Genomic DNA, 26,504 nt, shown 5'->3' on the forward strand with positions numbered 1-26,504 from the left:
GCGCCGCGTGGTCCCGTCATCGGCCTTGATGCTGAAGACCGCGTCACGGCTCAGGAAGTCGGCGCGCAATAACTGCTGCGGGTGGGTTAGCTCAACATGGACGATGTTGGGTTCGCCCATCTTTTCGGTGGCTGTGAACGACACGACCGAGAATTGCGCCGCGCTTTCCGTTCCCGGCACCGCCCGGTGGTAGGACTGACGCCCCGAGATATTTCCAGGCAATAGATCAAACTCGGCCATGCTATCTCCATATCAAATTAGTATTCCTGATTCTGCCGCTCTTGAATTTGTGCAACAGCAGACAAATCCTAAATACGGATGCGGATTGGGCAAAGTCCGGCCCGCTTGCCTGATAGCAAGCGGCCTCTCGCACGACAAGTCACTTGCTCGCTGCCATTCAGGCGGCAGCGCTCACTTCGGGAAGCTGCTCAAGAAACGTTTCAGCGGCACTTCGAACGAGATCGAGCAGGCAGCGTGTAGCCTTCTGCCGGTGCTGGTCAGTTGCGACCTGCTCGATACGGTCTGCCAGGAGAGACATGCATTCGCGGAAAGCAAGCTGCCGTTCAAGCAGCAGGTTCAGGCGCGCGATTTCGCTACCCAACTCGTCGCGGGCATATCCACCAGGAAACTGACGTTGCACGTTTTCCGCTCCGGTTCAGGAAACGGCCCGCCCGGTGATATGGGGGAGTAAGGGTGAGCGGGCACTGAACAGGGTTAACAGACTGGGCATGGCGACCAGCGAGCCTCGCGGCTCCCCCGCCCAGGCCCGCCCACAGAAACCTGTGGACGAACAAAGGCTGTCCCACACCCTTGCAGGTGTGGGAGTCATGCTTTCCGGCTGTCAAACCGATCCTGCACCACCAGCCGAGGCTGGCGGCCTGAAGATTCTGAACCGGCCCGCAATTTCCACCATGACAGGCGTCAAGGCTTGCGGAGAGACCGGCGCAGCAATTTACGCTGTGCTTGAGCCGGTCGGCCAGCCCAGAAGTCGTCTGAAAATCACAGGGTGTGATTTTTGTGATTCTGTACATACAGTCTTTTAACCTGCATCATGCGCCCGCCACCCCTGACCGCCGCCGAGCTGGCGGCCATCTACGACGCCGAGCCGACCGCGACCGTCTAGCGGCTCATGCACGAAATCCGGCGGTTGCACGGAGTTATGCGCCGCGCGCGCCAGATCCGCACGATGATAGGGCCGCGCCACCAAGGGGTCACAGACGCCGTATGGATGGCCTTCAAAACGAGCTGGTTGCGGAGCCGTACCTGACCGACCCACCGACGCCCAGGCAGCAGGCCAGGGTAGGCCGGATGATCGAACGGCGAACGCGGAAATAAAAATGCGACCCCGAAGGGTCGCCAGAAATGTTCCGCCATGGAACGACAGCAGCAGTAAAGCGGGGCTGTCGCCCCTGCGAGTGGGCGCGGCGCTGTCAAGCCTTGTCGTGGCCTTCGAGATCCGGCAGCACAACCGGCTCCGTTGAACCGGCAGCCGCAAGAATGCGTCGCGCTTCGCTAACGTCCAGCACGCCTTCCCATCGCGCGATCACGATCGTTGCGACTACGTTGCCGATCATGTTCACCAGTGCGCGCACCTCGTTGAGAATCCGGCCGATGTCAATGATGAGCGCGACCCCTGCGACCGGAATAATGTCGCGCGTCGATTGCTACCGATCGTGAACGCCGCCATCGCGCAACAGTCTCCTGTGCGAACAGATTCGCGCCGGGACGCAAGATCACCTCATTGGTGACGGCGCGCTGTCCTGCTCGCCATGCGGTCCTCGATATTCGCCGGCACCCGGCGCGCGCGTAATTTGCCGCGGGCCGAGTGGTTCCTCAATACGGATCGTCTCGGCGGACTGCGATTCCTGTTCGACCTCGATCGATACCTCTTTCAATTGCTTCTTGACTTCTTCGATGCGCTTGGTGATTTGCGCTCTGGGGTTGCTGACGAATCCGTCGCCGTCGTCGGAAACTCTGGCGCGTTGCGCCAGAAGCGCCTTGAGTTCGGCCGTGAGGGCTTCCATTTCGAGAACAGCAACGTCGCCCAACTGCGGATAATGCACGGATAGCAGCAATGGGTGAAGAATGACGCACAGCCCAAGCTGCTCGCTCATTCGTTGTGCGAAATGGGCGATGACGACGCGCCGGACATCGTCCGAATGAAGGGCGGCGCGGGGCGTATTGATGACAATGCTCTTCAGCAGCTCCAGGCAGTCTTTGAGCGTGGATTTAATCAGCGCTTTATGTTGTTCGACGTCCAGCCGTTTCGCGTTGAGGTAAAAGCTCGTCCAGTTCTGCTGGTCTACCGATTCCACGAAAACCGACGCGTGGGCGTTGATGGTAATGGTGGTCTGGGTGCCGGGCCGCTGAATGAAAAGCGGCACCTCCTCGGAGAAAGGAAGCCGCGTCAGCTCATTCATCCGGTCGATGATCGGGTCCCTGCCCGGCTCCAGCCGGAACGTGATCGCCTCGAGTCCGTAAGTTCTGGCGAGTGTCTCATTCACCGCCTGAAGCACTCTGGCCGGCAGGTCCAGACGGCGAGCGGGCTGCACCGCGTCGTGAAACACTCCGCTTGCGTCTTTGGCCACGGGAACGCCATTGACATACGGAGAACTGTAGTAGTCGAGCGCGCTCTCCGAACTGAGCGCAGTGCGAACCGCTTCCGATATGGACACTTTTACGCGGTCCTCGAAATCGTCATATGCCGAAAGCGCCCGCGCGAAGGTGTCGCCGCCCTGCTGATGAACGCGCACCTCCACCTTGATCCTGACGACGGCCTTGATCGTCGGGTCCTGAAGGCCGTACTCTCCCTCGTCGATCGGGATCGGATGACCTTGAATGAAGTCGATCTGAGGAATCGCAAGAATCGCCGCCACCGAAACGATTCGATAACCCACCTGTGCCGCCGAGGCCTCGATGCTTGCCGTGATCGACCTGGAGAATTCGCGGTCGCCATCCACACCGTTGAGATAGTTTCCGATCACCTCCTCGAAGCGCTTGTTCAGCAGGTACGCCTTCGATGCTTCGGCGGCATAGCTCTTGAGAAATTCCTTCGGTATGGGCGCGCCGTTCGCCTCCCACCGGTCGCGGTCGATCAGTTTGTACTGGATGGCATGCTCGACTTCGATGCCATCCCCCTTCACGCCGTTGACCGGATAGCGTGCAGTGAATCTGATCGTGGTTTCGGCGGGGGCCGCCTCGGCATCGAGCACCGGATAAAGAATCAGCGTCTGCACGATGCGGCCGGTTCCGGGACCGAGCGCGAGGGACAGTTTGCGGGCCAGCTCGCTGCAAAATGCCGGCGTCGCCGCGCAGATATTGACCCACGTTTCCTTCGACAGCTCCTCCGCAAGCAGCGCCCGAAACCACGCCTCGACAGGTTGAATCTGGTTGGGCATCCATGGATTCCTGAGCCGCGCGCCCGGCTGACGGCCCTCGACCGTACCGTCGTAGGTCAGCCGTGCGACCGAACTTTGCTCGGTCGTCCCCCAAGTGAGTCGGGCCTTGTAGCCGATCCGGTTACTCTGCAACATGTCCGACGTGCGTACCGTCAGCGAATTGGACGGGTCGTTGAAATCGACGGATTCGCGCGTGTCCGCCGTAACAGACCTGATCAGCACGTTCTCGATCGGAAAGTTCTGTTCGGTCAGCGCGTCCTTGATCGCCGCGCACCAGGGCTCCCAACCGGGGCGTCTGTCCCAGCGCCTCGCAAACGTATCGTGAATATCGCGGCCATAACGTGCCGTGGCGTTGCCAATCGCCTCCTTGAATGTCGTTTCGAAGTCGAAATCGATCTTGAGCGCGCGCTGCAAGAACTTGCGCGCCGCCTCGGGGGTGGATGCCACTACGCCTTCAAGGCGAACCGCGCAGCGCATGACGCGCGTGGTCGAGGTGCTCATGTCCGGAACGTCGAGCTTGACCTCCGTGACGAACCGCCGGTTTGTGAATACGCGCACGACTTCGCGGTCCGAAAACAGACCGAGTATCGTGCCGATCCTGCGGGCCGCGCGCTCGATCGGAAATTGCCACTCATCGCGGGTCACGGGCGGCGGCTTCTTCCCTTTGGGAACGAATTCGAACAGCGACTGGATATCCATGTGACTCTTCTCTCCGTGTGAAACAGCCGTGCCAGGCGCGTACGCGCGCTCCAGCCGCAACGTGGCAGTCCGGTCTTCAGCCCAGCGCCTTGAGGCAATTGACGAACACCGTCAAGGTCGTGACGCGATCATCCAATGCGGCCTTGGCCTCGTCGAGGTCGACTTTCGGAAACTGGCTCTTTTTGATCCGATACCAGTTCGACAGCAGCGGCCAACAGTCGTCCACACACTTGAGCAATGCCTGCGCGCGCGATTGCGATCCTTCGCGACTGGTCAACCAGGTGCGCAAGGTGCCGGAAAACACGAAGTCACCGGGCCCGGCGGTTGCCGACTCGGGATGCGAAGCCGTGCGATGCGTCATCGCCATGAGAACCACCACCGGCAGCATCGCGAGCAACGGTCGAATGGCGGCGCCGAAACGAATCAGCCAGGGATGAGGGTCCGGGTCCGGCTTCACAAGGCTTTCCCAGTACCACCCGCTGGCAAACGGCGGCGTCCGAGGGTCGTTTGGATCAAGGCCCATTTGCAACGCGAGCCAACAGCTCAGCGCATCGTATTCGGCAGTGCCAAACGAAGCACAGGCGAACACCGCGTCGGCGACCTGGCGCGCGATGTACCACAACGTTCGCTCCTCAGCGTACACATCGTCCGGCGTGTCGGTCGCGGATCGCTCAATCGGAGTTTCCCGGTTGAGCCAGGCGCAGACGTACGGGCTCGACAGCACGTGCATCAGGCTGGTCTCGCGCTGTTCGGCCGCCACATTGCCGGGCTCGGCGGGAGCCCACGGTTCGACAGCCGACCAGCGCAGCCCCCACACGGCGCGATTCAGATAATGTGCGCAGGTTTCAGTGAGCAAGATCACGTCGGCGTGAGTCGGCGGCTCAGCCTTGATCCTGTAGAAGCAGCGAACAATATTGTCGATCAGGCCGACCAGCATCGTCAGGCTGTCAAAACCTGCCAAGGCAATCGGCCACCCCTCGCCTTTCTCGACAGAATGAAAGTGCTGGCGCAACGTGTTCACGAGTGCCGCGCGCGCGTCGTCATCGTCGGCGGTTCGGGCGAGGAACAGGCTTCGATAGCTTTCGAGTGTTATCCGGCGCGGATACTGGGTGTACAGATGCCAGAACAGCAGCGCCCTGCTCTCGGCAAGCAACACGCGGGGCAGCACCACATCGGGCATGGGGTCGGGCGAACACAGCGAGCCGATCACTTCCAGCAAGCGGTCGTCGGGCGAGGCGCCCGCGAGCTCGGCGATCAGGGCCGGCGTGCGCTCCACCGAGCGCGCTAGCGCACGTTCGTGGCTCACGAGCTGGGCCGATTCGGACACGCCGGGCCGGGGGGCGCGCTGGCATTGAAGGTCGCCGTACACGAGCCGCTTCAGTCGCTCTTGCGCCGCGACCTGGTCTTCGTAGATCAGTGACCGGATGGTGCCGAGCTCGAGCTCCATGAATCGCTTGGCGAGCGCGTTCGATGTGTGGCCGTGCGCAAGCCGATGACCGAGATGGCGAACGTAGCGTTCGCGCAATAACGGCGCTTCACGCTCGAACATCAACTGGAAGATCGCAGCGCGCCGGTGGCTGTCGACGTCCGTTTCGCCGTCCCGATCACGCGTGCCGGCCAGCTCCGCGATGGGCGAGCCACGCCCGGCTGGCGTAAAGCGGATGTTGCACTTCTCGAGGATGCGGTCCGTGATGCCATCGAAGCGGCGAACGCGATTGGACGGATACTGTTTCGAAGGGGTTTCCGATGCCAGTTCGTCCCCGAGTTCGATGATCTGATCGGCGCTCAACTGCGAAAAATGCGAGACCAGAAACAGACAGGCGGCTTCGCGAGGGGAATCTTCTTCGCCATCGAGAACACAGGTGCGAAAGAACGCCAGCGATTGCTCGTTTTCCGGTGACTTCGATTGCCAGGCCCTCTGGATGAAGGCCGCATGGCCCGGCATGTTCAGGCTTGCCAGGATGGCCTCGAGCGACCACGTCCTGTGCATGTTCAGGACCAGATCTTCAAGGCCACGCTCTTCATCGAGATCGAGCGACGCCTCGACACCGAGGTTACGGATCGTCTGCACGACGATCTCGAACGCACGCTCCGAAACGTTAAGCAATACCGGCAACGCGTCAACTGGCCCCATCGTGCGGGCGTTGTCTGCCAGCATCAGGCAGATCACGCCGTGCCGCAGCGCGGGTGCGGCGCAAGCGGACGCAAGCGATACCACGCTCGCGTGATCGATGTGTTCGGCATCCCAGGCGAGCATGAACAATGGGCCGTCCGGCGCACTCAGGTCCTCGCATTTGCGAAGGAAGTCTCGGGGACGACGGTGCATGCGCGTCACGCTGCTCAGCCGCTCGATGCCGGACGGTGGCGCGTCGCGCGGGATATAGATGTCCGGCGAGGCAAAGAGTTCAGCGGCGGCAAATCCCAGCAGACGCTCGTCCGCGGCGATGATCCCCGTGCGTGCGCCCGTGGCTGGAGAGCCGAGAACCTTGCGCAATGCGCCGACGACTGCATGCCAAAGCGTGTCGTCAATGCCGACTCTGAAGCGGAATGAAGAGAGGGCTTCAGCCGTGGAGAAGCCAGTGTCCTGACTGCCAACGGTGCGCGTCTGGGCGGGTCCGGGTCCTGCCGCTGGTCCTGCTGCTAATCCTGCTGCTAATCCTGTCACCGGTCCTGCCGATGCTCCCGCGCCGCTTGGCGATGGCTCGCCTGCGCTCGCCGCCACGCCAACCGCATCCTTTGCGCGATCCGGTGTCGAAGCATTGCCACCGGGCGCGGCATGACCGGCCGGTTTGCTCTCTTGGGGGGCTTGTGCCGCGCCTGCGGGTTCGTCAGTCATGGTCGCGCCCTGCCAACGTCTTGACGAGCACGACCGCGGTGGCTGCGCCGCCTTCCGATTGCCGCGTGAGTTGGCCGCCTTCGTTCAGGTGCCAGAAATTCGGTGCGCCGGCAACGAGACCCAGGCGATAAAGCGTTGCGCGCGGCAAGGCGTAGACTTCGCGAAGGCGCTTCGCCTGACTCGCGTCGGGAAGCGAGAGCCCGAACTGGCCGAGCCCGTCCTGCAAGTGACGTACCGACGATTCATTGACGGCCAGCGACCCCGCGTTGTCGGGCCGCGCCCCGCCGGGCAACATGTAGTCCTCCCAGAAACGGGCCCGGGAGGTCGCGAGCGGACCGCTCGAAACCCAAAAACCACGCATTGCATGATCGGCGGGCCAGATCAGCGTAAGACCGAGCGCCAGGCTCTCATGCTGGCAGATCGTCCGCCCCTCGGTCATCCGCCGCGCGAAGCCGCGTTGCTCGGCGCACGCTTGCGGAAGATCTCGCGCAGCCCAGCCTTGCGATTCGACCATCGAGTCTATTGCGGGCAGCCGCTTGATGAACTGACTATTCCAGTAACTCTCGAAGTCGGGCAAATCTGTGGTGAGAAAGTCGAGTAACTCCTGGCGTGTGATATTCAGCAGGTCGAAGATGTGCTCGTACTGATGTTTCACGCCCCTCATTGCGGTTTGCGCGGCGCTTTCATAAAACCCTGCGTCGGGCAACGCACCCTCCCGGTGCACGGAGAAGTCGAGCGGCGCGATGATATTGGAAAAGTTCCAGTCACGATGCAGCAGTTGGGTGTTCGGGCCGGTGACGCTTTGCCATTGATCGGGCGACATCGGATGCCAGCGAATCGGCACGATCATGGATTTACGCAGTTCATCGAGCGTGGACTCCGGGCACCCTTCGATGAAGCGGTCAGCGATGCGATCGACCCGGCTGCGGAACAACTCCATTTCGAAGTTGCACATCTCGCTAAAGATCCATAGCGGCGACTGATTCCAGAAAAACAGGATCGACGAGCCCGCAGCGCGAACCAGTTCGGCGCTCCAGTCGGCGCCCGAGCGGATGCCCCGCTCTTCGTCCGTATCCTTAAAGATCCTCACGGAAGCGGGTAACACGACTTCGGCGAGCCGCTTTTCCATCGACTGGAATAACGCGTCGAGTCCCGGTCCGCCGCGTTTGCGCGGGTAACTCCAGAAGGCGTTGACGCGATCGTTCTGCGGCCGGTTCATTGGCTGGCTCCGGGGCCCCCGCCAAGCGCGCTGCACGCACCCTGCGCGGCGCGCGCGGAGCTTTCATCGGTGATAAGGGCCGGCTGCCCGGCCACGTTGACGGTGAACCGATACTGTACGCAGCCGCCGTTTGCCGCCCCAGGTCGCGCCACACGGAAAAGAACGGTGACGCTCACCTCACACGTCGGCGACTGGGGATTGCAGGTGGCGGTTTGCGTGGAGGGCACGGGCTTGTAGTCGCGCTCCGGCCACTTGCTGAAAAGGTACGGAAAGTATTTTCCGGGTTGCGAGTGGGGATCGCCGCCGTAAGTGACCGCGGACGCTGCGTACAGCTTGAGCAGGGCGTCCGGATTGCCTTGCGGTGCGTTGATCGCGTCGAACCACTGGCTGATGACGGCATTGGCGCGTTGCTCCGGCGCGTTGCCATCGTTGCCGGCCGACGCGTGCTGCGAACTCTTGAGCACAATAAACGCCAGTGCACCTGCGGCTGCTATGCCGAACGCAATGAATGCGCGGCTTCGACGTGCCTGCGCCGGCGTCGGGCGCGACGGGGAAGACGGCCCCGGCGAGACCGGTGTTTGGCCGACCTTGTCCGAAGCGGGCGCCTCGCGCGCCGACGCGCACCACGGACAGCCGCCCTCCATATCGGCGCGGTATGTGTGCGTGTTGTCCACCTCGCATGTGCGCATCGACGATGCCATTGCCGCCAGTTCGCGCGACCAGCGTTCGGCGTCCGGGCGCGGCGTGGACCGCGTGCTGGAAGGGTCGGCAGCCCGACGGAAACAAGCGACGAGGCCCGGTGACAGCATGCTCGGCGTCACACGATGCGCGCCGCCTGCGGGCGCGCTGCGCGCGTGTTCGCCGTTGAATAGCGCCGCCCAGTCACCCACGCTATTCTGGGTCTGGCCGTCATCGAGAAACACGAGTTTGAAAATCAGCCGCGCCAGCGTGAAATTGTCGTGATCGATCGTTCTCACTGTGCTTTCGCCTCGCCCGGTTTGCAACTCCGGTGGCGGGCATTGCAGTTCGGCGGCTGAATCCGATGGATCGATCGCTTCTCCCTCGAGGAGAAAACTATCGCAGCGCGTAAGTATTAACTCGTTATGCGAATCGATTAGCACATTGTGCAAATCAAGGTCGCCCACCAGCATATTCTCGGCATGGACGGTCGCAACGCATTGCGCCAGTTGGCCGGCGAAGCGCACGACGCCGCGCCAGTCGAGATCGGGAAAACTCGCTTGACGCTTCGCAGGCGGTATCCGTTGCGCGAGTGTCGATTGGTGCGCGACGAACGCAACGGCGACAGCGTCTTTTTCCTGGAACGTAAACGTTTCCATGGGCCACGCACATCGCGCGCGCAGCCGGGACGAGCCCGACGAGATCAGGCGGCCGATGCGTTCCATCCGGGCCTGACTATGTGGCGTCCGATAGATTTTTAGCAACCTGTAGTCGTTCTCGAGACGATATGAATCCGACTGCCTGCCTGCACTCACGCGCTCGCGCAACTTCGGATGTTCGTTATCAAAACCCATATGCGGCGGCTCCAATACGGTACCGATTTGCCACTTGCGAACCACGGAACGGCCAGCAAACGCAGTCCGACCCGGCTGTTGCCAGCCCGGTCGTCAAATCAGTCGACATCGCCGGAGAATTCACATCGAAAACGTGAGCACGTTCCCGCATTAGAGTACGAGTATCGGTTCGGTCAGCAATGTGCGGCAACGCACATCCACGGGCAGCGAAGCGCCCTCCCCACGCCATGCGCACGAGATGCCTTCAACCTGATCGTGTCGAATCGGCGCTGGATCCGGGAACGCGGCTCCAGGGTGCGCGCCTGCTAAAGCGCAAAAGAGAATATGTAGTCCACGGCGCACAGCACCCCGGCGAACAAGATCGCCATCGACAATAGCCTCCTCTTTTGCGTTTCCCAATCGCCTAGCCTTTCGGACGCTTCGCGCCGAGTCACCCCGCGCAGGGCAAAGGGCTCGCTTTCGATCGCCTCCTTCATCCTCTTGATGTGCAGGCACAAACTGACATGTGACACCAGCGCGAATGTCCCGACAACGCCGACAATGCAAACCAGGTCCGCTATCTTCATCTGCGGTCCTGCGAAGATTCGACGGCAGTGGCCTGCTTCGGCAGGAACACCGCGACGAAGCCCAGCACCGGGAGCCACGCACAAAGTGTGTAGACTGCCGTGATACCCAAGTGGTCCGCCATCCAGCCCAACGTGGCTGCACCGATTCCCCCCAGACCGAACGCAAAGCCGAAAAACAAGCCGGACACCATGCCGACTCGTCCAGGCATCAACTCCTGCGCATAAACCAGAATGGCCGAGAACGCCGACGATACGATCAGGCCAATCAGCGTGATCAGGATCGTTGTGACCGCAAGATTGGCGTAAGGCAGTGCAATCGTAAAAGGCGCGGCGCCCAGGATCGAAAACCAGATCACGGTCTTTCTGCCGAGCCGGTCTCCCAATGGGCCGACAATCAACGTCCCCAACGCCACCGCGCCGAGAAACATGAACAGGTGCAACTGCGCCGCACGTACGCTGATTCCGAATTTCTCCGTTAAATAGAACGTCAGGTAGTTGCTGATGCTCACCGTGTAGAAATACTTCGAGAACATCAGGACCACCAGAATGCCGACAACCGGCGCCACCACACGCGCGTCGATTGGCGGGACGTTAGCCTTTGCCTTGCGGAGTTTTCTCTGCGCGAGCTGGTCGTCGTACCACCAGCTCACGTGCCACAGCAAGATCATCGCCAGCAGGGCCGCGATCGTGAACCATGCAATGCTACCCTGACCGTTCGGCACGACGACCAAAGCCGCAAGAAGCGGACCAATCGCACTACCGGCGTTGCCGCCCACCTGGAAGATCGACTGCGCAAGTCCATGACGTCCGCCGGACGCAAGCCGCGCCACGCGTGACGTCTCCGGATGAAATACCGATGAGCCGACGCCCACCAGCATCGCCGCGCCAATCAACGCGAAGAACCCCCGTGCAGCCGACAGCGCGAACAGCCCGCAGAAGCTGAATATCATCGCGAGCGGCAATGAATACGGTTGTGGCCGGCGATCCGTGAAGCGCCCGATGAGCGGTTGCAAAAGACTGGCGGTGAGCTGGTAAGCCAAGGTGACAAAACCGATCTGCCAATACGATAGATGCAGCCCAACCTTGAAAACCGGATACACGGCAATCATCAAGGATTGAATCATGTCGTTGAGCAAATGCGATGCGCTCGTGACGCCGAGTATCCCGAATGCCGTCTCGTGTCGAGCCTTGCTGGCCGGTTTCGATCGATCGGTGCTGTGAACTGGAGTGGGCGCGATCTTCATGGCGTGAAAGAGGGTGAAGTTGGCAGCGCAGTTTAGGGATACACTGATCACCTGTCTCACGAGAAATTCCGCCCAATCGTCGCAAAACGGACATGCCACGCCACGCTTCCACCCAACGCGATCATCACCGCGACACGGTCCCGGTGAGCAGCCGGGCCGTCGATTTCCCGGCTGGCCATATCCGCCCGTTACACCATCATTCCGTCGCACAACTGATTTATGCGGTCGATGGCGTCATGGTTGTCAGCAGCGAAGCCGGTCAATGGATCGTGCCGCCCACTCAGGCCATCTGGATGCCGGCTCACACGGCGCATACGGTGCGCATGGTGAATGCGGTGACGATGCGTACGCTCTATATTCAACCGGACGCCGCGCGCGGTTTGCCGCAGCGATGCCACACCGTTGCGATCTCCGACCTCCTGCGGCAGTTGATTCTGAGCGCCATGGACATAAAAGGCGACTACACAGCGGATTCTCGCGACGGGCGGCTGATGGGATTGCTTCTGGATGAGCTGAACTTCCTGCCCGTGCTCCCCCTGCATCTCCCGCTTCCCACCCATCCGTATCTCGTCGAAATTTGCCGACAGCTACTCGATGCGCCAGACGACAAGCGAACGCTGCTTGAATGGGCGCAGGTCGTCGGCGTCGATCCCAAAACGGTCCAGCGCACCTTCGCCCAGCAACTGAGCATGACCTTCGGCCAGTGGCGGCAGCAAGCCCGCCTGCTGATGGCGCTGGAGCGGCTCGCGACGGGTCGGAGCATTCTGGATGTCGCCCTCGGCCTGGGTTACGACAGCCCCAGCGCATTTACCGCGATGTTCAAAAAGCAGCTTGGCGTGGTGCCGAGCGAGTATTTCCGGCTCAGCGAGTGACCATAGCGCACGGCTGGATGCGCAGCGGCATCCGTTTCGCCGCGGCCTCCTTGTCCGGTTGCTCGACCGGCAGACCGGGCTTGACTTCGACTTTCGGTGAACGCGCAACGAAGCCGCTCAGTCGTGCAGGACCACGTTGAATCCCCTTGTCACGTGGTCACGTGGCCCACAACAACGCTGAACGGCCCCGAAAATCACCGGCATCTCTACGCTATACGCTCCAGTTCGCGCGAGTACTGTTGCCCCCGCTCGTGATACTCCAGCGCATTCGCATAGAGGCCCTGTGCAACGTCCGCCGTTACCGCGCGATGAAGCCTCGCGGGCGCGCCGATGAGCATGCTCTCGGCGGGAAATATCTTGCCCTCCCCAACCAGCGCGCCTGCGCCCACAAGGCAGCCATCACCGATCGTCGAACCGTTGAGCAGCACCGCCTGTATGCCGATCAGGCACCGGTTGCCCACCGTGCAGCCATGCAGCATCGCTTGATGGCCAATCGACGTCCACTCGCCTATCGTCGCCGGAAACCCCGGATCCGCGTGGATCACCGCGCCGTCCTGCACGTTGGTCCCGCGTCCGATGACAATGCGTTCGTTGTCACCGCGCAGGATCGCACCCGGCCACACCGACGCGTCCTCGTGGATTTCGACATCGCCTATGATGACCGCGTGTTCGGAAACGTAGGCCCCACGGTGCAAAGACGGCGTCTTCGTCCCCAATCGATAGACCGCCATCTCAGACCTTTTCCGCTTGATCGGCGCGGCTCGCCTCCCAGTCCGCCGCAAGCATCGCGCGCACATCCTTCTTCGTGATCTTGCCGTACGCCGATTTCGGCAATGTCTCCCAGAACACAAATTGTCGCGGACACTTGTAGCGCGCGAGCCTCCCGTCGAGATGTTCCAGCAGCGCCTCGGGCGTCACCTCGCATCCCGCGCGGCACACGACTACGGCCACACCCATTTCGCCCCATTTCGGATCGGGCATGCCGAGCACCGCGACCTCGTGCACGGCATCATGAAGCAGCAGCGCCTCTTCGACTTCGCGCGGATACACGTTGGAGCCGCCGGAAATATACATATCCGATGACCTCCCGGTGATATACAGGAATCCTTCACGATCCAGATGGCCGAGATCGCCTGTGTGGAACCAGCCGTGCTTGAAGGCCTTGGCATTCGCCTCCGGGTTGTTGTCGTACCCGCTCATCACGGCCGGCCCGCGCACGCAGATTTCGCCCGTCTCGAACGCTTCGAGCCGGTGACCGGCGTCGTCGAGAATCGCAATTTCGATGCCCGTGCGCGCGTAGCCGCACGTGCCGGGGCGGCTGCCGGGGTTGTCGTCGTCGGCTTCGTGCAAATGTGGCGGCAGCACGGTGATGTTGCCGGTCACTTCGCCAAGGCCGTAGTACTGCACGAGCACGCGCCCCAGCTTGCGCAGCGCGTGCTTCTGGTCGGCGCGATACATCGGCGCGCCGGCGTAGATCACGAACTTGAGCGAGCGGTGATCGTACTGATCGACCGCGGCGTGTTCCGTGAGCATCTTCACGATGGTGGGCACCGTGAACATGTTGTCGATACGATACCGCTCGACGAGCGCCCACACTTCCTCGGGATCGAGCTTTTCGCTGTTCGGCAGCACGCTTGCCGCGCCGCGCGCCGTGTTCACGATGGCGTGAATACCCGCGCCATGCGAAAGTGGCGCGACGACGAGCGAGCGCGAGCGCGCATCGAGGCCCGGCATCAGATCGGCGAGATGGTTCGTGACGACGAAAGCCATTTGCCCGTGCGTGAGCGTGCCCGCCTTGGGGTGCCCGGTCGTGCCCGAGGTATAGAAGAACCACAGCGGATCGTCGCGCTCGACTTCCTCCGCCCGGAAGCTGCCGCCAGGCTGCGCCGCCAGCGCTTCATACGCCAACTCTCCCGCGCGCGGTTCGCCCAGCGCGACCACGTGTTCGAGCGTGGGCGTGGCGGCGCGCACTGCATCGACATAGTGCCCGAAACCGTGGTCGTACAGCATCACGCGCGCCCCGCTCGAACGTCCGAGATACGCCGCCTCGGGCGGCGCGATGCGGTAGTTGGTCGGCACCCAGACGGCGCCCAGCTTGAACGCGACCCATGCGCTTTCGAACAGCGGCAGGTTGTTGCGCGAGTGAACCAGGATGCGGTCGCCCTTGCGCACGCCGCGCTCGCGCAGCGCGGCGCAAACGGCATCCACGCGGCGGTTGATCCCGGACCAGCTCCAGGTCGCGCCGTGCGCGATGAAGCCGGGCTCGTCGGCGTGGCGCTGCGCCACCTGGGTCAGCAGGTCGCCGAGATTCATGACATTCGTTAGCATGCTTTAACCTATGTTCGGATGACGAAGCCAATCGCCTTCAAAATTGCCGTTCGAGGATGCTCAGATAATTCGTGACTGCCGCGCCGCCCATGTTGAACACGCCTGCCATCGCCGCGTTGGCGATTTGCATGTCGCCGGCCTCGCCCGCGAGTTGCATCGCCGCCATCACGTGCATCGACACACCGGTTGCGCCGATTGGGTGCCCCTTCGACTTCAGGCCGCCAGAAGGATTGACCGGCAAACGCCCGTCCCGCGCACTCACGCCGTCCAGAATCACGCGCGCGCCCTCGCCCGGTTTCGCGAGTCCCATGGCTTCGTATTCGAGGAGTTCCGCAACGGTGAAGCAATCATGCGTTTCTACCAGCGCGAGATCATCGAGCGTGACCCGTGCTTCCTCCAGGCCGCGTTGCCATGCGCGGCGCGCGCCCGCGAACTCCGTGCGGTCGCGGCGCGAAAGCGGCAGGTAGTCGCTCACCTGCACACTCGCGCGAAAGCCGATGCCGCGCCGTGCGCCCTGGGCGCTGTCCGCGGCGGCGATCACCAGGGCCGCCGCGCCATCGGAAATCAGCGAGCAGTCGGTGCGCTTGAGCGGCCCCGCGACAAACGGATTCTTTTCCGACGGCGTGCGGCAGAAGTCGAAACCGAAGTCGCGCCGCATATGCGCATAAGGATTCGCCGTGCCGTTTCGATGGTTCTTCGCCGCAATGGCCGCGAGCGCATCGGACTGGTCGCCATAGCGTTCGAAATACGCCTGCGCAATGGTGCCGAAGATGCCCGCGAAGCCGCCGGGCACGCCGGCTTCCTCCTTCGCGTACGAGCACTTCTGCAAGATTTCGCCCACTTGCGCGGTGGGCAACCCGTTCATCTTCTCCACGCCGATGACGAGCGCGACTTTCGAGCGGCCCGAGCGCACCGCATCCAGCGCCGAATAAACGGCCGCTGATCCGGTCGCGCAAGCGTTCTCGCAGCGCACCGTGGACGCATAGCGAAGCTCGGGAATGGCGTTGAAAACGAGCGCGGACGGAAAGTCCTGGTACACGAAGCCGCCGTTGAACATGCCCACGTGCACCGAGTCGACGAGCGCGGCGTCGACGCCCGCATGGTCGAGCGCACCGCGCGCGGACTGGGCGATCATGTCTTCCGGCTCCAGCGCATCGAACTTGCCGAACGGCAGGTGGCTCCAGCCTACGATTAGAGGTTCTGCTTTCACGAAATATCCTTGATCATTAGCATGACTAATCACTACGGCGTCATTGACTTCGTAGCATCGCGTTGAAACCGCTCAGATTTCGAGCACGCCTGCCGCGACGAAGCCGCCGTCCACCGCGAGCGTCTGGCCGGTGACGTACGAGGCGTCTTCGGAAGCGAGGAACGCCACCGCCCCTGCGATCTCGTCGGGCGTGCCATAACGGCGCATCGGCACCGCGCGCAGATAGTTGTCGCGCGCCACGTCCGAATGCAGCGCCGCCACCATCGGCGTTTCGATCGGCCCCGGCGCAATGGCGTTGGCGGTGATGCCGTGATCCGCCAGCTCGATCGCCATCTGGCGCGTGAGCCCGATCACCGCCGACTTCGAAGTGCCGTAGGCCGTGCGCCCCGCGCTCGCGCGGATGCCGCTTACCGAGGCGATGTTGATCACGCGGCCCCAGCGGCGCTTGATCATGTGGTGCGAAACGCGCTGCGCGAGCAGCATCGGCCCCGTCACGTTCACCTCCATCACGGCGCGCCAGTGATCGACGGGATAGCTTTCGAACGGATAGGTCTTCGCAATGCCCGCATTGTTGACGAGCACGTCGCAGCGCTCGAAGCGCGTGCCGATCTGCTCGACGAGCGACTCGATCGACGCGGCGCTGCCGACGTCGAGCGCCATCGCAACGGCTTCGTGGCCCTGCTCGCAGGCTTCGCGCGCCGTGGCCTCGGCGGCCGCGACGTTGAGATCGGCGACGACGACGGTGAAGCCGTCGTCCGCGAGGCGGCGGGCGATGGCGGCGCCGATGCCCATGGCGCCGCCGGTGACGAGTGCGACGCGCCCACGCGCGTTGTTGACACGGCGGGCGGCAGTTTCGGAAACGGTGATATCTAGCATGAACGACTCCGGATTGCGGATCAGAAAGAAGGAGCGGCGGAAAGGAAGCCGGTGGAAATCCACGGCACGAACGTCACGACGACGAGCGCCACGAGGAGCGCGAGCAGATAGCGCCAGACGCGGCGGCCCACACCGTCGGGCGAGACCTTGCCGATTGCGCAGGCCGCATAGAAGCCCACGCCGAAAGGCGGTGCGAAGAGGCCCAGGCCCATCGCGAGGATCACGACCATGGCGTAGTGCACGTCGTTGATATGCAGCGCGTGCGCGGCCGGAAACAGCAGCGGGCCGAACAGCACGATGGCGGGAATGCCTTCGAGCACGCTGCCCAGAATGGCGAAGCAGACGATCGTGACGAGCAGGAAGCCGGTCTTGCCGCCGGGCACGCTCTGCATCATGTCGACGAGTTGGCCCGAGAAGCCCGAGCGCGTGAGCGCCCATGCCATCGAGGTCGCGAGGCCGATGATGAGCAGGATCGCGCCGGAAAGCGCGGCGGCGTCCACGAGCATGCGGTACAGGCGGCGCAGCGGCACGGGCTTGCCCGCCGCGCGAGCCGCGAGCGCGAACAGCAGCGTATAGGCCACGCCGAGCGTCGAGACTTCGGTGGCGGTGGCAATGCCTTCCACCACGGCCACGCGAATCAGCACCGGCAGCACCAGCGCGGGCAGCGCCACGACGAAGGTGCGCGCGATCTGCGCGAACGGCGCGCGTGCGGCACTGGCCGCGCTCTCGCGGCGCGCGCGCAGCCAGCATACCGCGCCGATCAGCAGCGTGGCGACCACGGCGGGCATCAGGCCGCCCACGAACAGCGCGCTGATCGACACGCCGCAAACCGCGCCGATCGTGATGAGCACGAGGCTGGGCGGAATGGTCTCGGTCATGGCGCCCGATGCGGCGAGCAGCGCGGCAAGCTCCTCGGGATCGGAGCCCCGTTTGCGCATCTCGGGAAAGAGCGCGGGCGCGACGGCGGCCATGTCGGCGGCCTTCGAGCCCGAAATGCCCGAGACGAGGAAGATCGCGCCGAGCAGCACGAATTGCAGACCGCCGCGTACATGCCCAAGCAGCGCGCACATGAAGTCGATGAGCGAGCGCGCCAGCCCGCTCATTTCGAGCAACGAGCCGAGCAGCACGAACACGGGCACGGCGAGCAGCACGAGATTGGCCATGCCCTCGTCCATGCGGCTCACCACGATGCCGAGCGGCGCATGCGTGACGAGCGTGAGATAGCTCACCGTGGCAATGCCAAACGCAAAGGCAATGGGTGTGCCCACAACGATCGCGCCGGCCACGAGCGCCACGAAGAACACGAGCAGATTGAGGTTGCCCATGGCGAGCAGCGCGGGCGCGGCAAGCCAGAGCGCAGCGGCCACGGCCCCTACCGTCACGATGGCCGCGATCCGCGCTCGCGTGCCGGGCAACGCAAGCATGCGCGCGACGGCCACGCAGAACATCAGCGCCGCGCCCACGGGCAAGGCCATGGCGCGCCAGCCGTCGGGCATGTCGAGCGCCGGGGTGGAGATCTCCATCTGGCCGCTCGCATGGTGCGCGGCGGGCACCACGATCATGGCCACGAACACGCACACGACGAGCGACGCAACGCTCTGCGCCCACGCCTGCCATGCAGGCGACCAGCGTTTGACCACGGCGGTCATTTTCATGTGCTCGCCGCGCAGGAGGGCGAGCACCGAGCCGAGCATCGCGAGCCAGCTAAAGAGCGCCGAGGCCAGTTCGTCAGACCACACGAGCGGCGAGTCGAGCGCATAGCGCCAGATCACGCCGCACAGCAGGATCCCGACTTCGGCCACCAGCAGCGCGGCGGCGGCGAACTCGACGAGATGAATCACGGCGCGCGACACCGCGCGCGCCGGACTGATGGGCGCGCCCGCCTGCGAGCCGCCCTGAGCGAGAGTTTGCGAAGTCTGCATGGTTCACCCCAGCTTGCCGGAATACTTTTCCAGTAGCGCCCACGCCTGCGGGCCGAATTTTTTCTGCCAGTCGGCGTAGAAGCCCGAGGCCTGCAACTGCTTGCGGAACGCGGCCTGATCCACTTCGTTGAACTTCAGCCCCACGCCTTCGAGCTTCGCGCGCAGGTTCTGGTCCATCTGGACCACGTCCTGACGCTGCTTGACCGCCGCGTCGTTCACGGCGTTGCGCACGATGGCCTGGAGATCGGGAGGCAAACGCGAGAACGAGTCCTTGTTGCCGAGGAACCAGAAGCCGTCCCACATGTGGTTGGTGAGCGAGCAAAACTTCTGCACTTCGTACAGCTTGCCCGTGTAGATGATCGAAAGCGGGTTCTCCTGGCCTTCCACCACATGCGTCTGCAAGGCCGAATACACCTCGGCGAAATTCACGCTCGCGGGCGAGGCGCCAAAGTCCTTGAACATGGAGGTCCAAAGCGGGCTGGGCGGCACGCGCAGCTTCACGCCCTGCAAGTCCTTCGGCTGCGCCACCGGCTTTGCGGCCATCGTGATCTGGCGAAAGCCGCCGTTCCAGATCTTGTCGAACGCGAAGATCGAGGTGGCGCCGATCTGCTTGCGCACATGCGCGCCGAGGTCGCCGTCAAGCGCGGCCCAGACGTTGTCGTAGTCCTTGAACGCGAATCCCATGCCGCTGATCTGCGCGGCCGGAATGAAGGTGCCGAGGATGAGCGGCGAGAGCGTGAAGAAGTCCACCGCGCCCGAGCGCAATTGCGAAAGGGTGTCGGTGTCGCTGCCGAGCTGGTTGTTCGGGAACACCTGGAGCTCCACGCGCCCTTTCGACTCCGCGAGCACGCGCGCGGCCATCTCTTTCGCGCGGGCGTTCATGGGGTGCGCGGCCGGCAGATTGTTCGCGTAACGCAGCGTGAATTCGGCGGCGCGCGCGGGCCGCGAGACGAGCGAAAGCGCGGGAGCCGCGGCGGCGAGCGAGAGCGCCTGAAGGAACGAACGTCTACTGATGTGCTGCATGGTTGTCTCCTGTTGAGCCGGTGTGCCGGCCTTATGTGAAAACCGCGGTGAGAACAGCAGTCAAAACGGCGGCGCTCACCACTTGAACCTGCGGAAATGACGTTGAGTCGCCAAAGCGCTGGCGTGCGCCCCGGCGCTACGGGTCAGGCGAACCGGGGGCGACCTGGCCTGCCGAGGCCGGCTTGCGCCCATTCGCTTTCGAGAGCGTCGGACAGCGCGAACGATTCGCCATCGACGAGCGTGGCGCCCGAGTCGCGAATATGAGGAATCCCGAGCGACTTGAGCTGACGATAGAGCGTCGATCGGCAGATGCCGAGATCGCGCGCAGCCACCGAGAGGTTCCAGCGCGTATGCGCGAGCACGCGAAGCACGCGTTCGCGCTGCGCGCCGCGCTTCGTATGCGGATCGGCACTGACCTGAGGTGGCGCGCTACGCGGTGCAGATGCGTGGAGGCGTGATTCGGCATGCGCCCGCACGCGCAGCAGTTCGTGGGGAAGATCGCCTTCCTCGATATGCGCGTTGCGAGCCACCGCGCAGGCATAGCGCAGCGCGGCGCGCAACTGCCGCACGTTGCCGGGCCACTCGCACGCGAGCAGGTGCTGCCATGCAGCCGATGTGATCGTCACCGCACGTCCGCTTTCTTCCTGCGCGATGGCGAGGGCCAGCGCGCGCAGATCGCTGCGCTCGCGCAGCGGCGGCAGATGCAGCACGCCCACGGCAACGCGGTAATAGAGGTCGGCGCGAAAGAGTCCGGCTTCGACGAGCGCATCGAGCCGCTGATGCGTCGCGCAGATGAGCTGGAAGTCGAGCGCGACGGGCGCGGCGGCGCCCAGCGGCGTGATTTCGCGTTCGGAGAGCGCGCGTAGCAGGCGCGCTTGCTGTGCGGCCGGCATATCGCCAATCTCGTCGAGGAACAGCGTGCCGCCGTGCGCCTGAGCGAGTTTGCCCTTCATGCCGCCTGGCAGCGCGCCGGAAAACGCACCGCGTGCATAACCGAAGAGTTCGCTCTCGATGAGCGTCTCGGGAATCGAGGCGCAGTTCAGCGCCACGATCGGTTCGGCACGGCGCGCGCCGTACGCGTGCAGTGCGCGGGCGAGCAGCTCCTTGCCGGTGCCGGTCTCGCCGAGAATCAATACGGGTAAGCCACGATCGATAAAGCGCTTGCCGCGAATCATCACCTCGCGCATGGCGCTGTCCATCTCTGCCTGCTCGTCCAGATCGTGGCGCGGGTCGTTCCCTTGGTGCCAGACTGGGACGTGGTGGGCTGCTTTGTGGGCGCTCACGAATGTCTCCGTTCTTGGGGGCGGCGGCCGTGGCCGCCTGCTTTCGGTCTTCGCATGCCTGCCCGCTTCGGCTTGTGGCGCTCGCGTGCTGCATTGCTGTAGCGGTGAGAGTAGTGCGCGCGATTAATATTTTCCAATACAATAATCGTCACGCTGTAATACCTCTTGGGTATCAATGCATTCGCACGGGCATCAGAGGCTTGCACCGCAGCCGGCAAGCCGCGTTCGCAGGCCCGCTATTCATGGAGACAGGCCCTCATATGGAATTGCGGCATCTTCAGTACTTCGCGGTGCTGGGCGAAACCCTGCATTTCGGGCGCGCGGCCGAACGCCTGCACATCTCGCAGCCGCCGCTGTCACGCCAGATCGCGTTGCTCGAGGAGGAGTTGGGCGTCGTGCTGCTCGATCGCACGCGGCGCTCGGTCAAGCTCTCGGCGGCCGGCGAACGCTTTCTTCAGGACGCCAAGGACATCCTCGCCTCGGTCGAGCGCGCCAAGCGCAACGCGCTCACGGCAAGCCTCGGCCATAGCGGCTCGCTTTCGGTGGGCTTCATGTTCGCCGCGGCCTATAGCGTCGTGCCACCCATCACGCGGGCGTACACCTCCGAGTTTCCGGGCGTGGACGTGCACCTCACCGAGTCCATTCCACGCCTGCTGATGCAGGACATTCGCGAGAGCAACACCGACGTCGCGATCATGTATCCGCCGAGCGAGCTTGAGGGGCTGGAAACCCGCACCGTGTTCAGCGAGCCGCTCGTGGTCGCCCTGCCCGCCGAGCATCCGCTCGCACGGCGCACCGGCACGCTCGACGCCGCCCAGTTGCGCGGCGAGTCCTTCCTGATCTCGCCGCGCGTGGCCGCGCCGTACATCTACGATGCGATCGTCTCGCACTGCAAGCGCTGCGGCTTCACGCCCAAGATCCGGCTGGAAACCAACTATCAGCAGACGATAGTCAACCTCGTGGGCCAGGGGATAGGCGTCGCGCTCGTGCATCGTTCGATGAAAACCGCCCGGCCGATCAACGTGAAATTCCGCACGCTCGCGAATCCGCCTTACGTCGACGTGAACGTGACCTGGAACGGGCTCAACCACAATCCCTGCATTCAGACCTTCGTCGCCCTCTCGGAAAAACTGGGCGCGGAGCTGAAGCCCGGCGGCTAAAGATATACGCGGACATGCGCGGGCATGCGCGACAGGTGTCGCGTTTTCGCGCAACACCTGTCGCATGGCGGGACACACGCTGCATGCCCGCGCGCCGCCCGTTCGTATCGGCGCAACGCCGCCGCCACGGCCTTCGCATTCGTTGCGCACGCATCGTTTTCACACCGGCATCGTTCTTGCATGAAGGCAGCCGCCCTATCCGGGCATTGCCAGGAGAACCCCTTCCATGCTTCAAACGATGTTTCCACCGGACGGCCTTGCGGCACAAGCGCAAGCCGCGCGCCGGAATCTGGCCGGCACGCCGGTTTTTGCCGCTCTCGTCACGCATCCGGGTCGCGCGCAAGCGCCCCGCGTGCTCGACGCCACAACCGGAAATCGCACGCGCGAGTTCAACGTCATCCTGCCCGGCGGCACGCGGGTTGGCGCCGCGTTGCGCGGCCTGCTCGATGGCTGGGGTGCCGGCGCGGGCTGCGGCCGCATCGTGGCCGGCGCGTGCGCGCGGGTGCAGTACCACGTCATGACGCACGCCACCGAAGGCCCGCGCCCCTATGTGTATGGACCGCCCATCGTCACGAGCGGCGAGAACACGCTAATCGGCGCGGCAATCACCATTGGCCGGCGAGAGGATGGCGTGCGCATTCTGCACTGCCACGGCGGCTTCGTCGACGCGCAGGGACGACATCACGGCGGCCACGTGATTCTCGATGAAACATTCGCGGCCGCCACGGGCCTGCATATTCGCCTGTGCCTGTTCGACGGCATCGATCTGGTGGTCTCGCCCGACGCCGAAACAACTTTTGATCTGCTCCAACCGGTCTGAATCCATGAACACATCCGCCCCTTCTACCATCACCGTCGAATCGGGCCACTACGGCCGTCTCGTTGTCGCCCGCCTCAAACCCGGCGAGGATCTCGTCGATGCGCTCGTTCAGTTGTGCGAGTCGCATGGAATCCGGCGTGCTGTTGTTCGCAGCGCGGTGGGCAGTCTGCTGGAAGCGCGACTCGCGCACGGGTCCGCAGAGGCCGCGCAATCGGTCAACGTGCCGGGGCCGGGCGTGGAAATTCTCAACGCGTTCGGCGAAGTCTCGCTCGACGACGGCGCGCGCACGTCCATTAGCGGCATGGTGGCCGACACGCAGGGCCGCATGTACGCGGGCTACTTCGTGCCCGGCGCGAACCGCTCCTTCATTACCATCGAGGTGACGTTGCAGGAATGGATCGTGGAGGGATGGACGCAGGAGAGCGTGCCTGCGTGATCGTGATTGCCGCAGCGCCGCCGCGCCGCCGCGTCATTAAGCGGGCGGCGGCGTGCGTGACGCCGCGCCGCCTCGCCTGGTTGCGCCGTGCGGCATGCGCAATCAGGTGCTGGCTTCAGGCGTAGCGAGCGGAACACCGAGCGCGGCTCGTCTCGACAACCAGGGGCTGGGTCGATAACGCGGCTCGCGGTAACGTTCGTGCAGCGCCTCAAGAATCCGCAACACCCCCTTCGCGCCAAGCGAATCGCCAAGCGCAAACGGTCCTTGTGGATACGCCAGGGCCAGCTTTACCGTGTTGTCGATATCGGAAGGCGACGCGATGCGCTGCTGCGCCATATTGCACGCCACATTCACGATCGACGCGCAGATTCGCTGCGCGACAAAACCAGGACTATCGTTGATCACCGAAACAGGTATCCCGTCTGTCGCCAGAAGGGCCTTCGCCTGATCGCGAAACAAGGCGTCCGTGACCGGCGTGAGCATCACCGTGCGGCGCCGGTCCAGGAATAGCGGGTCGACCGCCACCGTATGGCGCGGGTCGGTTTGCTGGCGAACGCAAGCTGCCGTCGCGTCTTCGCCAATGGGAAGCAGGATGGCCAAAGCCCCGGCGGAGGGCTTTTCGCCCGCTTCCAGATGGACGTTCGACGCGCGCACCAACGCGCGTATCGCATCGTGGCCGGACGTGTCGCCTGCCTCGACCCAAACCGGAATGTCGCGAAGCGCGGGCGCGCTCGCGGAGGCGCCTGGATTGCGCCTGCCGCTTTCGTCGTACTCGTAAAAGCCCCGCCGCGTCTTTCGCCCGAGGAGCCCGCCCGCCAGGCGCTGACGCGTGATCAGCGAAGGCTGAAACCTCGGCTCCTCGTAAAACTGCCGATAAATCGATTCCCCGGCGACATGCGACACATCGAGGCCGGTCAGGTCGAACAGTTCGAAAGGCCCCATACGGAACTCACACGCGTCACGGAGAATCTCGTCGATCACGGCGAAATCCGCGACGCCTTCGGACGCAATGCGCAACGCTTCGGGGCCGTAGCCCCTGCCCGCATGATTGGCGATAAAGCCCGGGCTGTCCTTTGCGCGAACAGGCTCGTGTCCGATCCGGCGAACGAGGTCGACGAGACGATCGCAGACCCACGGCGCGGTTCGCACACCGTCAATGACCTCAGCGATTTTCATGCGCGGCACGGGGCTGAAAAAGTGCAGCCCGGCCACGCGCTCAGGATGCGCGCACCCTGCGGCGACTTCCGTCACCAATAACGAAGACGTATTGGTCGCCAGCACACAGTGCTCGCCCACGATCGACTCCAGGCGCCGAAGCAGTTCCTGCTTGGCGGGAAGCGATTCGATGATCGCCTCGATAACAACGGAGCACGATGCCACCTCCTCGATCTGCATGGCTGGCGCAAGCCGGTTGCATGAGCGCGCTGCGTCTTGCGGATTCAACCGCCCCTTGTCGACCAAAGCATCCCATGCGTGTTTGATCTGTCCGCAGGCTTCGACGGCAGCGCCGGGCTTCGCATCGTACAACCGCACGCGGATACCGGCCTGAGCGGCGACTTGCGCGATGCCCCGCCCCATCAGCCCGGCTCCGATCACGCCGATTTCGAAGTCACTATCGAACACAGGCTTCATCGCATTCATTCCGCGTCGTTGTTCAACGTGCACTGGCGATCACCGTGGCCTGATTGAGATGATCGCGGCCGCTCCGCAGAACAGCACCGCGGCAGCAACGTAAGATCCCGCGCTGAGTTGATGCGTGACGCTCGCCATCCAGCCAATGACCGACGGCGCGATCAATCCGCCGATCTGGGCAACGCTGCTGATCAGCGCGATCGCCCCTGCCGCCGCCGTCCCGGTCAGAAAGCCGGTGGGAATGGTCCAGAAGATCGCCACACACGACAAATAGCCGACCGCCAGCACGGCAAGGCACACAATCGCCATGACGGTGTCGCCATGCAACAGTCCGAGGCCGATCGCACCGAACGCCGAGAGCGACGCCAGCGCGCCGAAGTGAAAGTGTCGTTCCTCGGTCGCGTCCGAATGACGGGAGAACAGGATCATGCCGATCGCGCCGACAATGAACGGCACCGCGGACAGCAAGCCGATGTGCCAGGCGCCCGTCACGCCCGACTGGCGGATAATCGCCGGCGCCCAGTAATTGAGGATGCTTCCGGCCCACGTGAGCGAAAACCAGCCCAACGTGCAGATATAAACCTTCGGATTGCGAAGCGCCTCACCAAAGTGATGCGTCGCCTTTGTCACACCGGCCGCCACCTGGTGGCGCGCGAGCTCGTCTTTAATGGCTTCACGCTCGGCCGCTGACAACCAGCGCGCATGGTCGGGACTATCCGGCAAATACGCCAGCGCAAAGAGTCCGGCAAGCACCGCCGGGATCCCTTCGAGCAGGAACAGCCACTGCCAGCTGCGCATGCCGTGCAGGCCTTCGGTCGAAGAGAGTATCCACCCGGATATCGGGCCGCCCACGATGCCCGCCACCGCAATGGCCAGCACGAACGTCGAGATGATGCGGGCGCGCAAGTGGTCGGGGAACCACGAGCTCAGGTAGAAGATGATGCCCGGAAAAAAGCCCGCTTCGGCGATGCCGAGTACGACGCGCGCCGTGTAGAACTGCATTGGCGTTTGCACGAACATCATCCCGGCCGACGCGATGCCCCACAAGATCATGATCCGTCCGATCGTCTTTCTCGCGCCGATCTTGCGCATGAGAAGATTGCTCGGCACTTCGAACAACACATAGCCGACGAAGAAAATACCGACGCCGAAGCCGAACGCCGCTTCCGAGAGGTTCAGATCGGTGCGCAGTTGCAGGTGCGCGAAGCTCAGATTCACGCGATCGATGTAATTGATCACGTAGCAGAGAAACAGGAACGGCACGAGCCGCGCCGCCACTCTCCGGAAAACGGATGCCGTCTGCTCGGCGGAGAACGCCGTGCCCGAAGGCTGCCCGGACGCCACCATCGGGTCGTTCGGGTTGTCTGCAAGTTGATGCGTGCTCAATGGGGTCTCCTCTATTAGTCTCGTCTGGTGGGCCGCCCGCTGCGCGCGGCGGCCCTCGTCAA

The 26,504-nt window shown here is 63.6% G+C and carries 22 protein-coding genes; 4 read left to right on the forward strand and 18 right to left on the reverse strand.

The window, feature by feature from the left end; all coding sequences use genetic code 11:
• The 9 genes from C7401_RS41760 to C7401_RS41800 all read right to left on the reverse strand — a co-directional run.
• On the reverse strand, positions 1-240 hold a 240-nt coding region (locus C7401_RS41760), incomplete at its 3' end, for a hypothetical protein (protein ID WP_146758086.1).
• A gap of 157 nt (positions 241-397) precedes the next feature.
• The gene (locus tag C7401_RS44715; protein WP_146758087.1) at positions 398-640 is read right to left on the reverse strand and encodes a hypothetical protein; all 243 of its coding nucleotides are present in this window, start codon (positions 638-640) and stop codon (positions 398-400) included.
• 790 nt (positions 641-1,430) lie between these two features.
• Positions 1,431-1,592: a hypothetical protein gene (locus C7401_RS41770; protein ID WP_181565825.1), complete on the reverse strand. Its 162-nt coding sequence runs from the start codon at positions 1,590-1,592 to the stop codon at positions 1,431-1,433.
• Positions 1,593-1,733: 141 nt separating this feature from the next.
• A complete protein-coding gene (locus tag C7401_RS41775) occupies positions 1,734-4,097 on the reverse strand; it encodes a hypothetical protein (RefSeq protein WP_112177914.1) in 2,364 nt (787 codons plus the stop codon).
• Between the two features lie 76 nt (positions 4,098-4,173).
• Complete coding sequence (locus C7401_RS41780; protein ID WP_146758088.1) at positions 4,174-6,933, reverse strand: hypothetical protein; 2,760 nt, start codon at positions 6,931-6,933, stop codon at positions 4,174-4,176.
• Complete coding sequence (locus C7401_RS41785) at positions 6,926-8,188, reverse strand: hypothetical protein (protein ID WP_181565826.1); 1,263 nt, start codon at positions 8,186-8,188, stop codon at positions 6,926-6,928. Before C7401_RS41785 ends, C7401_RS41780 begins: the two co-directional genes overlap by 8 nt.
• The gene (locus C7401_RS41790) at positions 8,149-9,684 is read right to left on the reverse strand and encodes a hypothetical protein (protein ID WP_220092907.1); all 1,536 of its coding nucleotides are present in this window, start codon (positions 9,682-9,684) and stop codon (positions 8,149-8,151) included. Before C7401_RS41790 ends, C7401_RS41785 begins: the two co-directional genes overlap by 40 nt.
• 305 nt (positions 9,685-9,989) lie before the next feature.
• Positions 9,990-10,250, reverse strand: coding sequence for a hypothetical protein (locus C7401_RS41795; protein ID WP_112177918.1), 261 nt, complete (start codon positions 10,248-10,250; stop codon positions 9,990-9,992).
• Positions 10,247-11,494 (reverse strand): MFS transporter, encoded by a 1,248-nt coding sequence (locus tag C7401_RS41800; RefSeq protein WP_112177954.1) that lies wholly within the window; start codon positions 11,492-11,494, stop codon positions 10,247-10,249. The genes C7401_RS41795 and C7401_RS41800 overlap by 4 nt, the downstream gene beginning before the upstream one ends.
• A 92-nt stretch (positions 11,495-11,586) precedes the next feature.
• On the opposite strand from C7401_RS41800, the gene C7401_RS41805 reads away from it, so the two are divergent.
• Entirely contained in the window at positions 11,587-12,366 is a 780-nt protein-coding gene (locus C7401_RS41805) for an AraC family transcriptional regulator (RefSeq protein ID WP_112177919.1), read from the forward strand.
• Between the two features lie 206 nt (positions 12,367-12,572).
• Here the strand turns inward: C7401_RS41805 and C7401_RS41810 are convergent, their stop codons facing one another.
• The 7 genes from C7401_RS41810 to C7401_RS41840 all read right to left on the reverse strand — a co-directional run bounded on the left by C7401_RS41810 (position 12,573) and on the right by C7401_RS41840 (position 21,008).
• Complete coding sequence (locus C7401_RS41810) at positions 12,573-13,097, reverse strand: gamma carbonic anhydrase family protein (protein ID WP_112177920.1); 525 nt, start codon at positions 13,095-13,097, stop codon at positions 12,573-12,575.
• Between the two features lies 1 nt (position 13,098).
• A complete protein-coding gene (locus C7401_RS41815) occupies positions 13,099-14,694 on the reverse strand; it encodes an acyl-CoA synthetase (protein ID WP_112177921.1) in 1,596 nt (531 codons plus the stop codon).
• 37 nt (positions 14,695-14,731) lie between these two features.
• A complete protein-coding gene (locus C7401_RS41820) occupies positions 14,732-15,904 on the reverse strand; it encodes an acetyl-CoA acetyltransferase (RefSeq protein ID WP_112177922.1) in 1,173 nt (390 codons plus the stop codon).
• A gap of 72 nt (positions 15,905-15,976) precedes the next feature.
• Positions 15,977-16,780 carry an SDR family NAD(P)-dependent oxidoreductase gene (locus C7401_RS41825; protein ID WP_112177923.1) on the reverse strand — a complete coding sequence of 268 codons (804 nt, stop codon included), beginning with the start codon at positions 16,778-16,780 and terminating at the stop codon, positions 15,977-15,979.
• A gap of 20 nt (positions 16,781-16,800) precedes the next feature.
• The gene (locus C7401_RS41830; RefSeq protein WP_112177924.1) at positions 16,801-18,702 is read right to left on the reverse strand and encodes a TRAP transporter large permease; all 1,902 of its coding nucleotides are present in this window, start codon (positions 18,700-18,702) and stop codon (positions 16,801-16,803) included.
• A 3-nt stretch (positions 18,703-18,705) separates the two neighbouring features.
• A complete protein-coding gene (locus C7401_RS41835) occupies positions 18,706-19,725 on the reverse strand; it encodes a TRAP transporter substrate-binding protein (RefSeq protein ID WP_112177925.1) in 1,020 nt (339 codons plus the stop codon).
• A gap of 143 nt (positions 19,726-19,868) precedes the next feature.
• Complete coding sequence (locus C7401_RS41840; RefSeq protein WP_258397445.1) at positions 19,869-21,008, reverse strand: sigma-54-dependent Fis family transcriptional regulator; 1,140 nt, start codon at positions 21,006-21,008, stop codon at positions 19,869-19,871.
• 260 nt (positions 21,009-21,268) lie between these two features.
• Here C7401_RS41840 and C7401_RS41845 point away from each other — a divergent pair, with 260 nt between their 5' ends.
• The 3 genes from C7401_RS41845 to C7401_RS41855 all read left to right on the forward strand — a co-directional run bounded on the left by C7401_RS41845 (position 21,269) and on the right by C7401_RS41855 (position 23,424).
• Entirely contained in the window at positions 21,269-22,168 is a 900-nt protein-coding gene (locus C7401_RS41845) for a LysR family transcriptional regulator (protein ID WP_112177927.1), read from the forward strand.
• A 226-nt stretch (positions 22,169-22,394) separates the two neighbouring features.
• On the forward strand, positions 22,395-22,988 hold the full coding sequence (locus C7401_RS41850; protein WP_112177928.1) for a PPC domain-containing DNA-binding protein: 594 nt from the start codon (positions 22,395-22,397) through the stop codon (positions 22,986-22,988).
• Positions 22,989-22,992: 4 nt separating this feature from the next.
• The gene (locus C7401_RS41855) at positions 22,993-23,424 is read left to right on the forward strand and encodes a PPC domain-containing DNA-binding protein (RefSeq protein WP_112177929.1); all 432 of its coding nucleotides are present in this window, start codon (positions 22,993-22,995) and stop codon (positions 23,422-23,424) included.
• A 102-nt stretch (positions 23,425-23,526) separates the two neighbouring features.
• Here the strand turns inward: C7401_RS41855 and C7401_RS41860 are convergent, their stop codons facing one another.
• A complete protein-coding gene (locus tag C7401_RS41860; RefSeq protein ID WP_258397447.1) occupies positions 23,527-25,065 on the reverse strand; it encodes a 3-hydroxyacyl-CoA dehydrogenase in 1,539 nt (512 codons plus the stop codon).
• A 30-nt stretch (positions 25,066-25,095) separates the two neighbouring features.
• The gene (locus C7401_RS41865) at positions 25,096-26,442 is read right to left on the reverse strand and encodes an MFS transporter (RefSeq protein ID WP_258397448.1); all 1,347 of its coding nucleotides are present in this window, start codon (positions 26,440-26,442) and stop codon (positions 25,096-25,098) included.
• Between the last annotated feature and the right edge of the window lie 62 nt (positions 26,443-26,504).

The organism is Paraburkholderia unamae (genome assembly GCF_003268775.1).
GTDB lineage: Bacteria > Pseudomonadota > Gammaproteobacteria > Burkholderiales > Burkholderiaceae > Paraburkholderia > Paraburkholderia unamae.

Excerpts from the sequence above, each read along its gene's own strand:
- C7401_RS41775 (WP_112177914.1), bottom strand. The coding sequence starts at position 4,097 with ATGGATATCCAGTCGCTGTTCGAATTCGTTCCCAAAGGGAAGAAGCCG.
- C7401_RS41780 (WP_146758088.1), bottom strand. The coding sequence starts at position 6,933 with ATGACTGACGAACCCGCAGGCGCGGCACAAGCCCCCCAAGAGAGCAAA.
- C7401_RS41790 (WP_220092907.1), bottom strand. The coding sequence starts at position 9,684 with ATGGGTTTTGATAACGAACATCCGAAGTTGCGCGAGCGCGTGAGTGCA.
- C7401_RS41795 (WP_112177918.1), bottom strand. The coding sequence starts at position 10,250 with ATGAAGATAGCGGACCTGGTTTGCATTGTCGGCGTTGTCGGGACATTC.
- C7401_RS41800 (WP_112177954.1), bottom strand. The coding sequence starts at position 11,494 with ATGAAGATCGCGCCCACTCCAGTTCACAGCACCGATCGATCGAAACCG.
- C7401_RS41805 (WP_112177919.1), top strand. The coding sequence starts at position 11,587 with ATGCCACGCCACGCTTCCACCCAACGCGATCATCACCGCGACACGGTC.
- C7401_RS41810 (WP_112177920.1), bottom strand. The coding sequence starts at position 13,097 with ATGGCGGTCTATCGATTGGGGACGAAGACGCCGTCTTTGCACCGTGGG.
- C7401_RS41815 (WP_112177921.1), bottom strand. The coding sequence starts at position 14,694 with ATGCTAACGAATGTCATGAATCTCGGCGACCTGCTGACCCAGGTGGCG.
- C7401_RS41825 (WP_112177923.1), bottom strand. The coding sequence starts at position 16,780 with ATGCTAGATATCACCGTTTCCGAAACTGCCGCCCGCCGTGTCAACAAC.
- C7401_RS41830 (WP_112177924.1), bottom strand. The coding sequence starts at position 18,702 with ATGCAGACTTCGCAAACTCTCGCTCAGGGCGGCTCGCAGGCGGGCGCG.
- C7401_RS41835 (WP_112177925.1), bottom strand. The coding sequence starts at position 19,725 with ATGCAGCACATCAGTAGACGTTCGTTCCTTCAGGCGCTCTCGCTCGCC.
- C7401_RS41845 (WP_112177927.1), top strand. The coding sequence starts at position 21,269 with ATGGAATTGCGGCATCTTCAGTACTTCGCGGTGCTGGGCGAAACCCTG.
- C7401_RS41850 (WP_112177928.1), top strand. The coding sequence starts at position 22,395 with ATGCTTCAAACGATGTTTCCACCGGACGGCCTTGCGGCACAAGCGCAA.
- C7401_RS41855 (WP_112177929.1), top strand. The coding sequence starts at position 22,993 with ATGAACACATCCGCCCCTTCTACCATCACCGTCGAATCGGGCCACTAC.
- C7401_RS41860 (WP_258397447.1), bottom strand. The coding sequence starts at position 25,065 with ATGAATGCGATGAAGCCTGTGTTCGATAGTGACTTCGAAATCGGCGTG.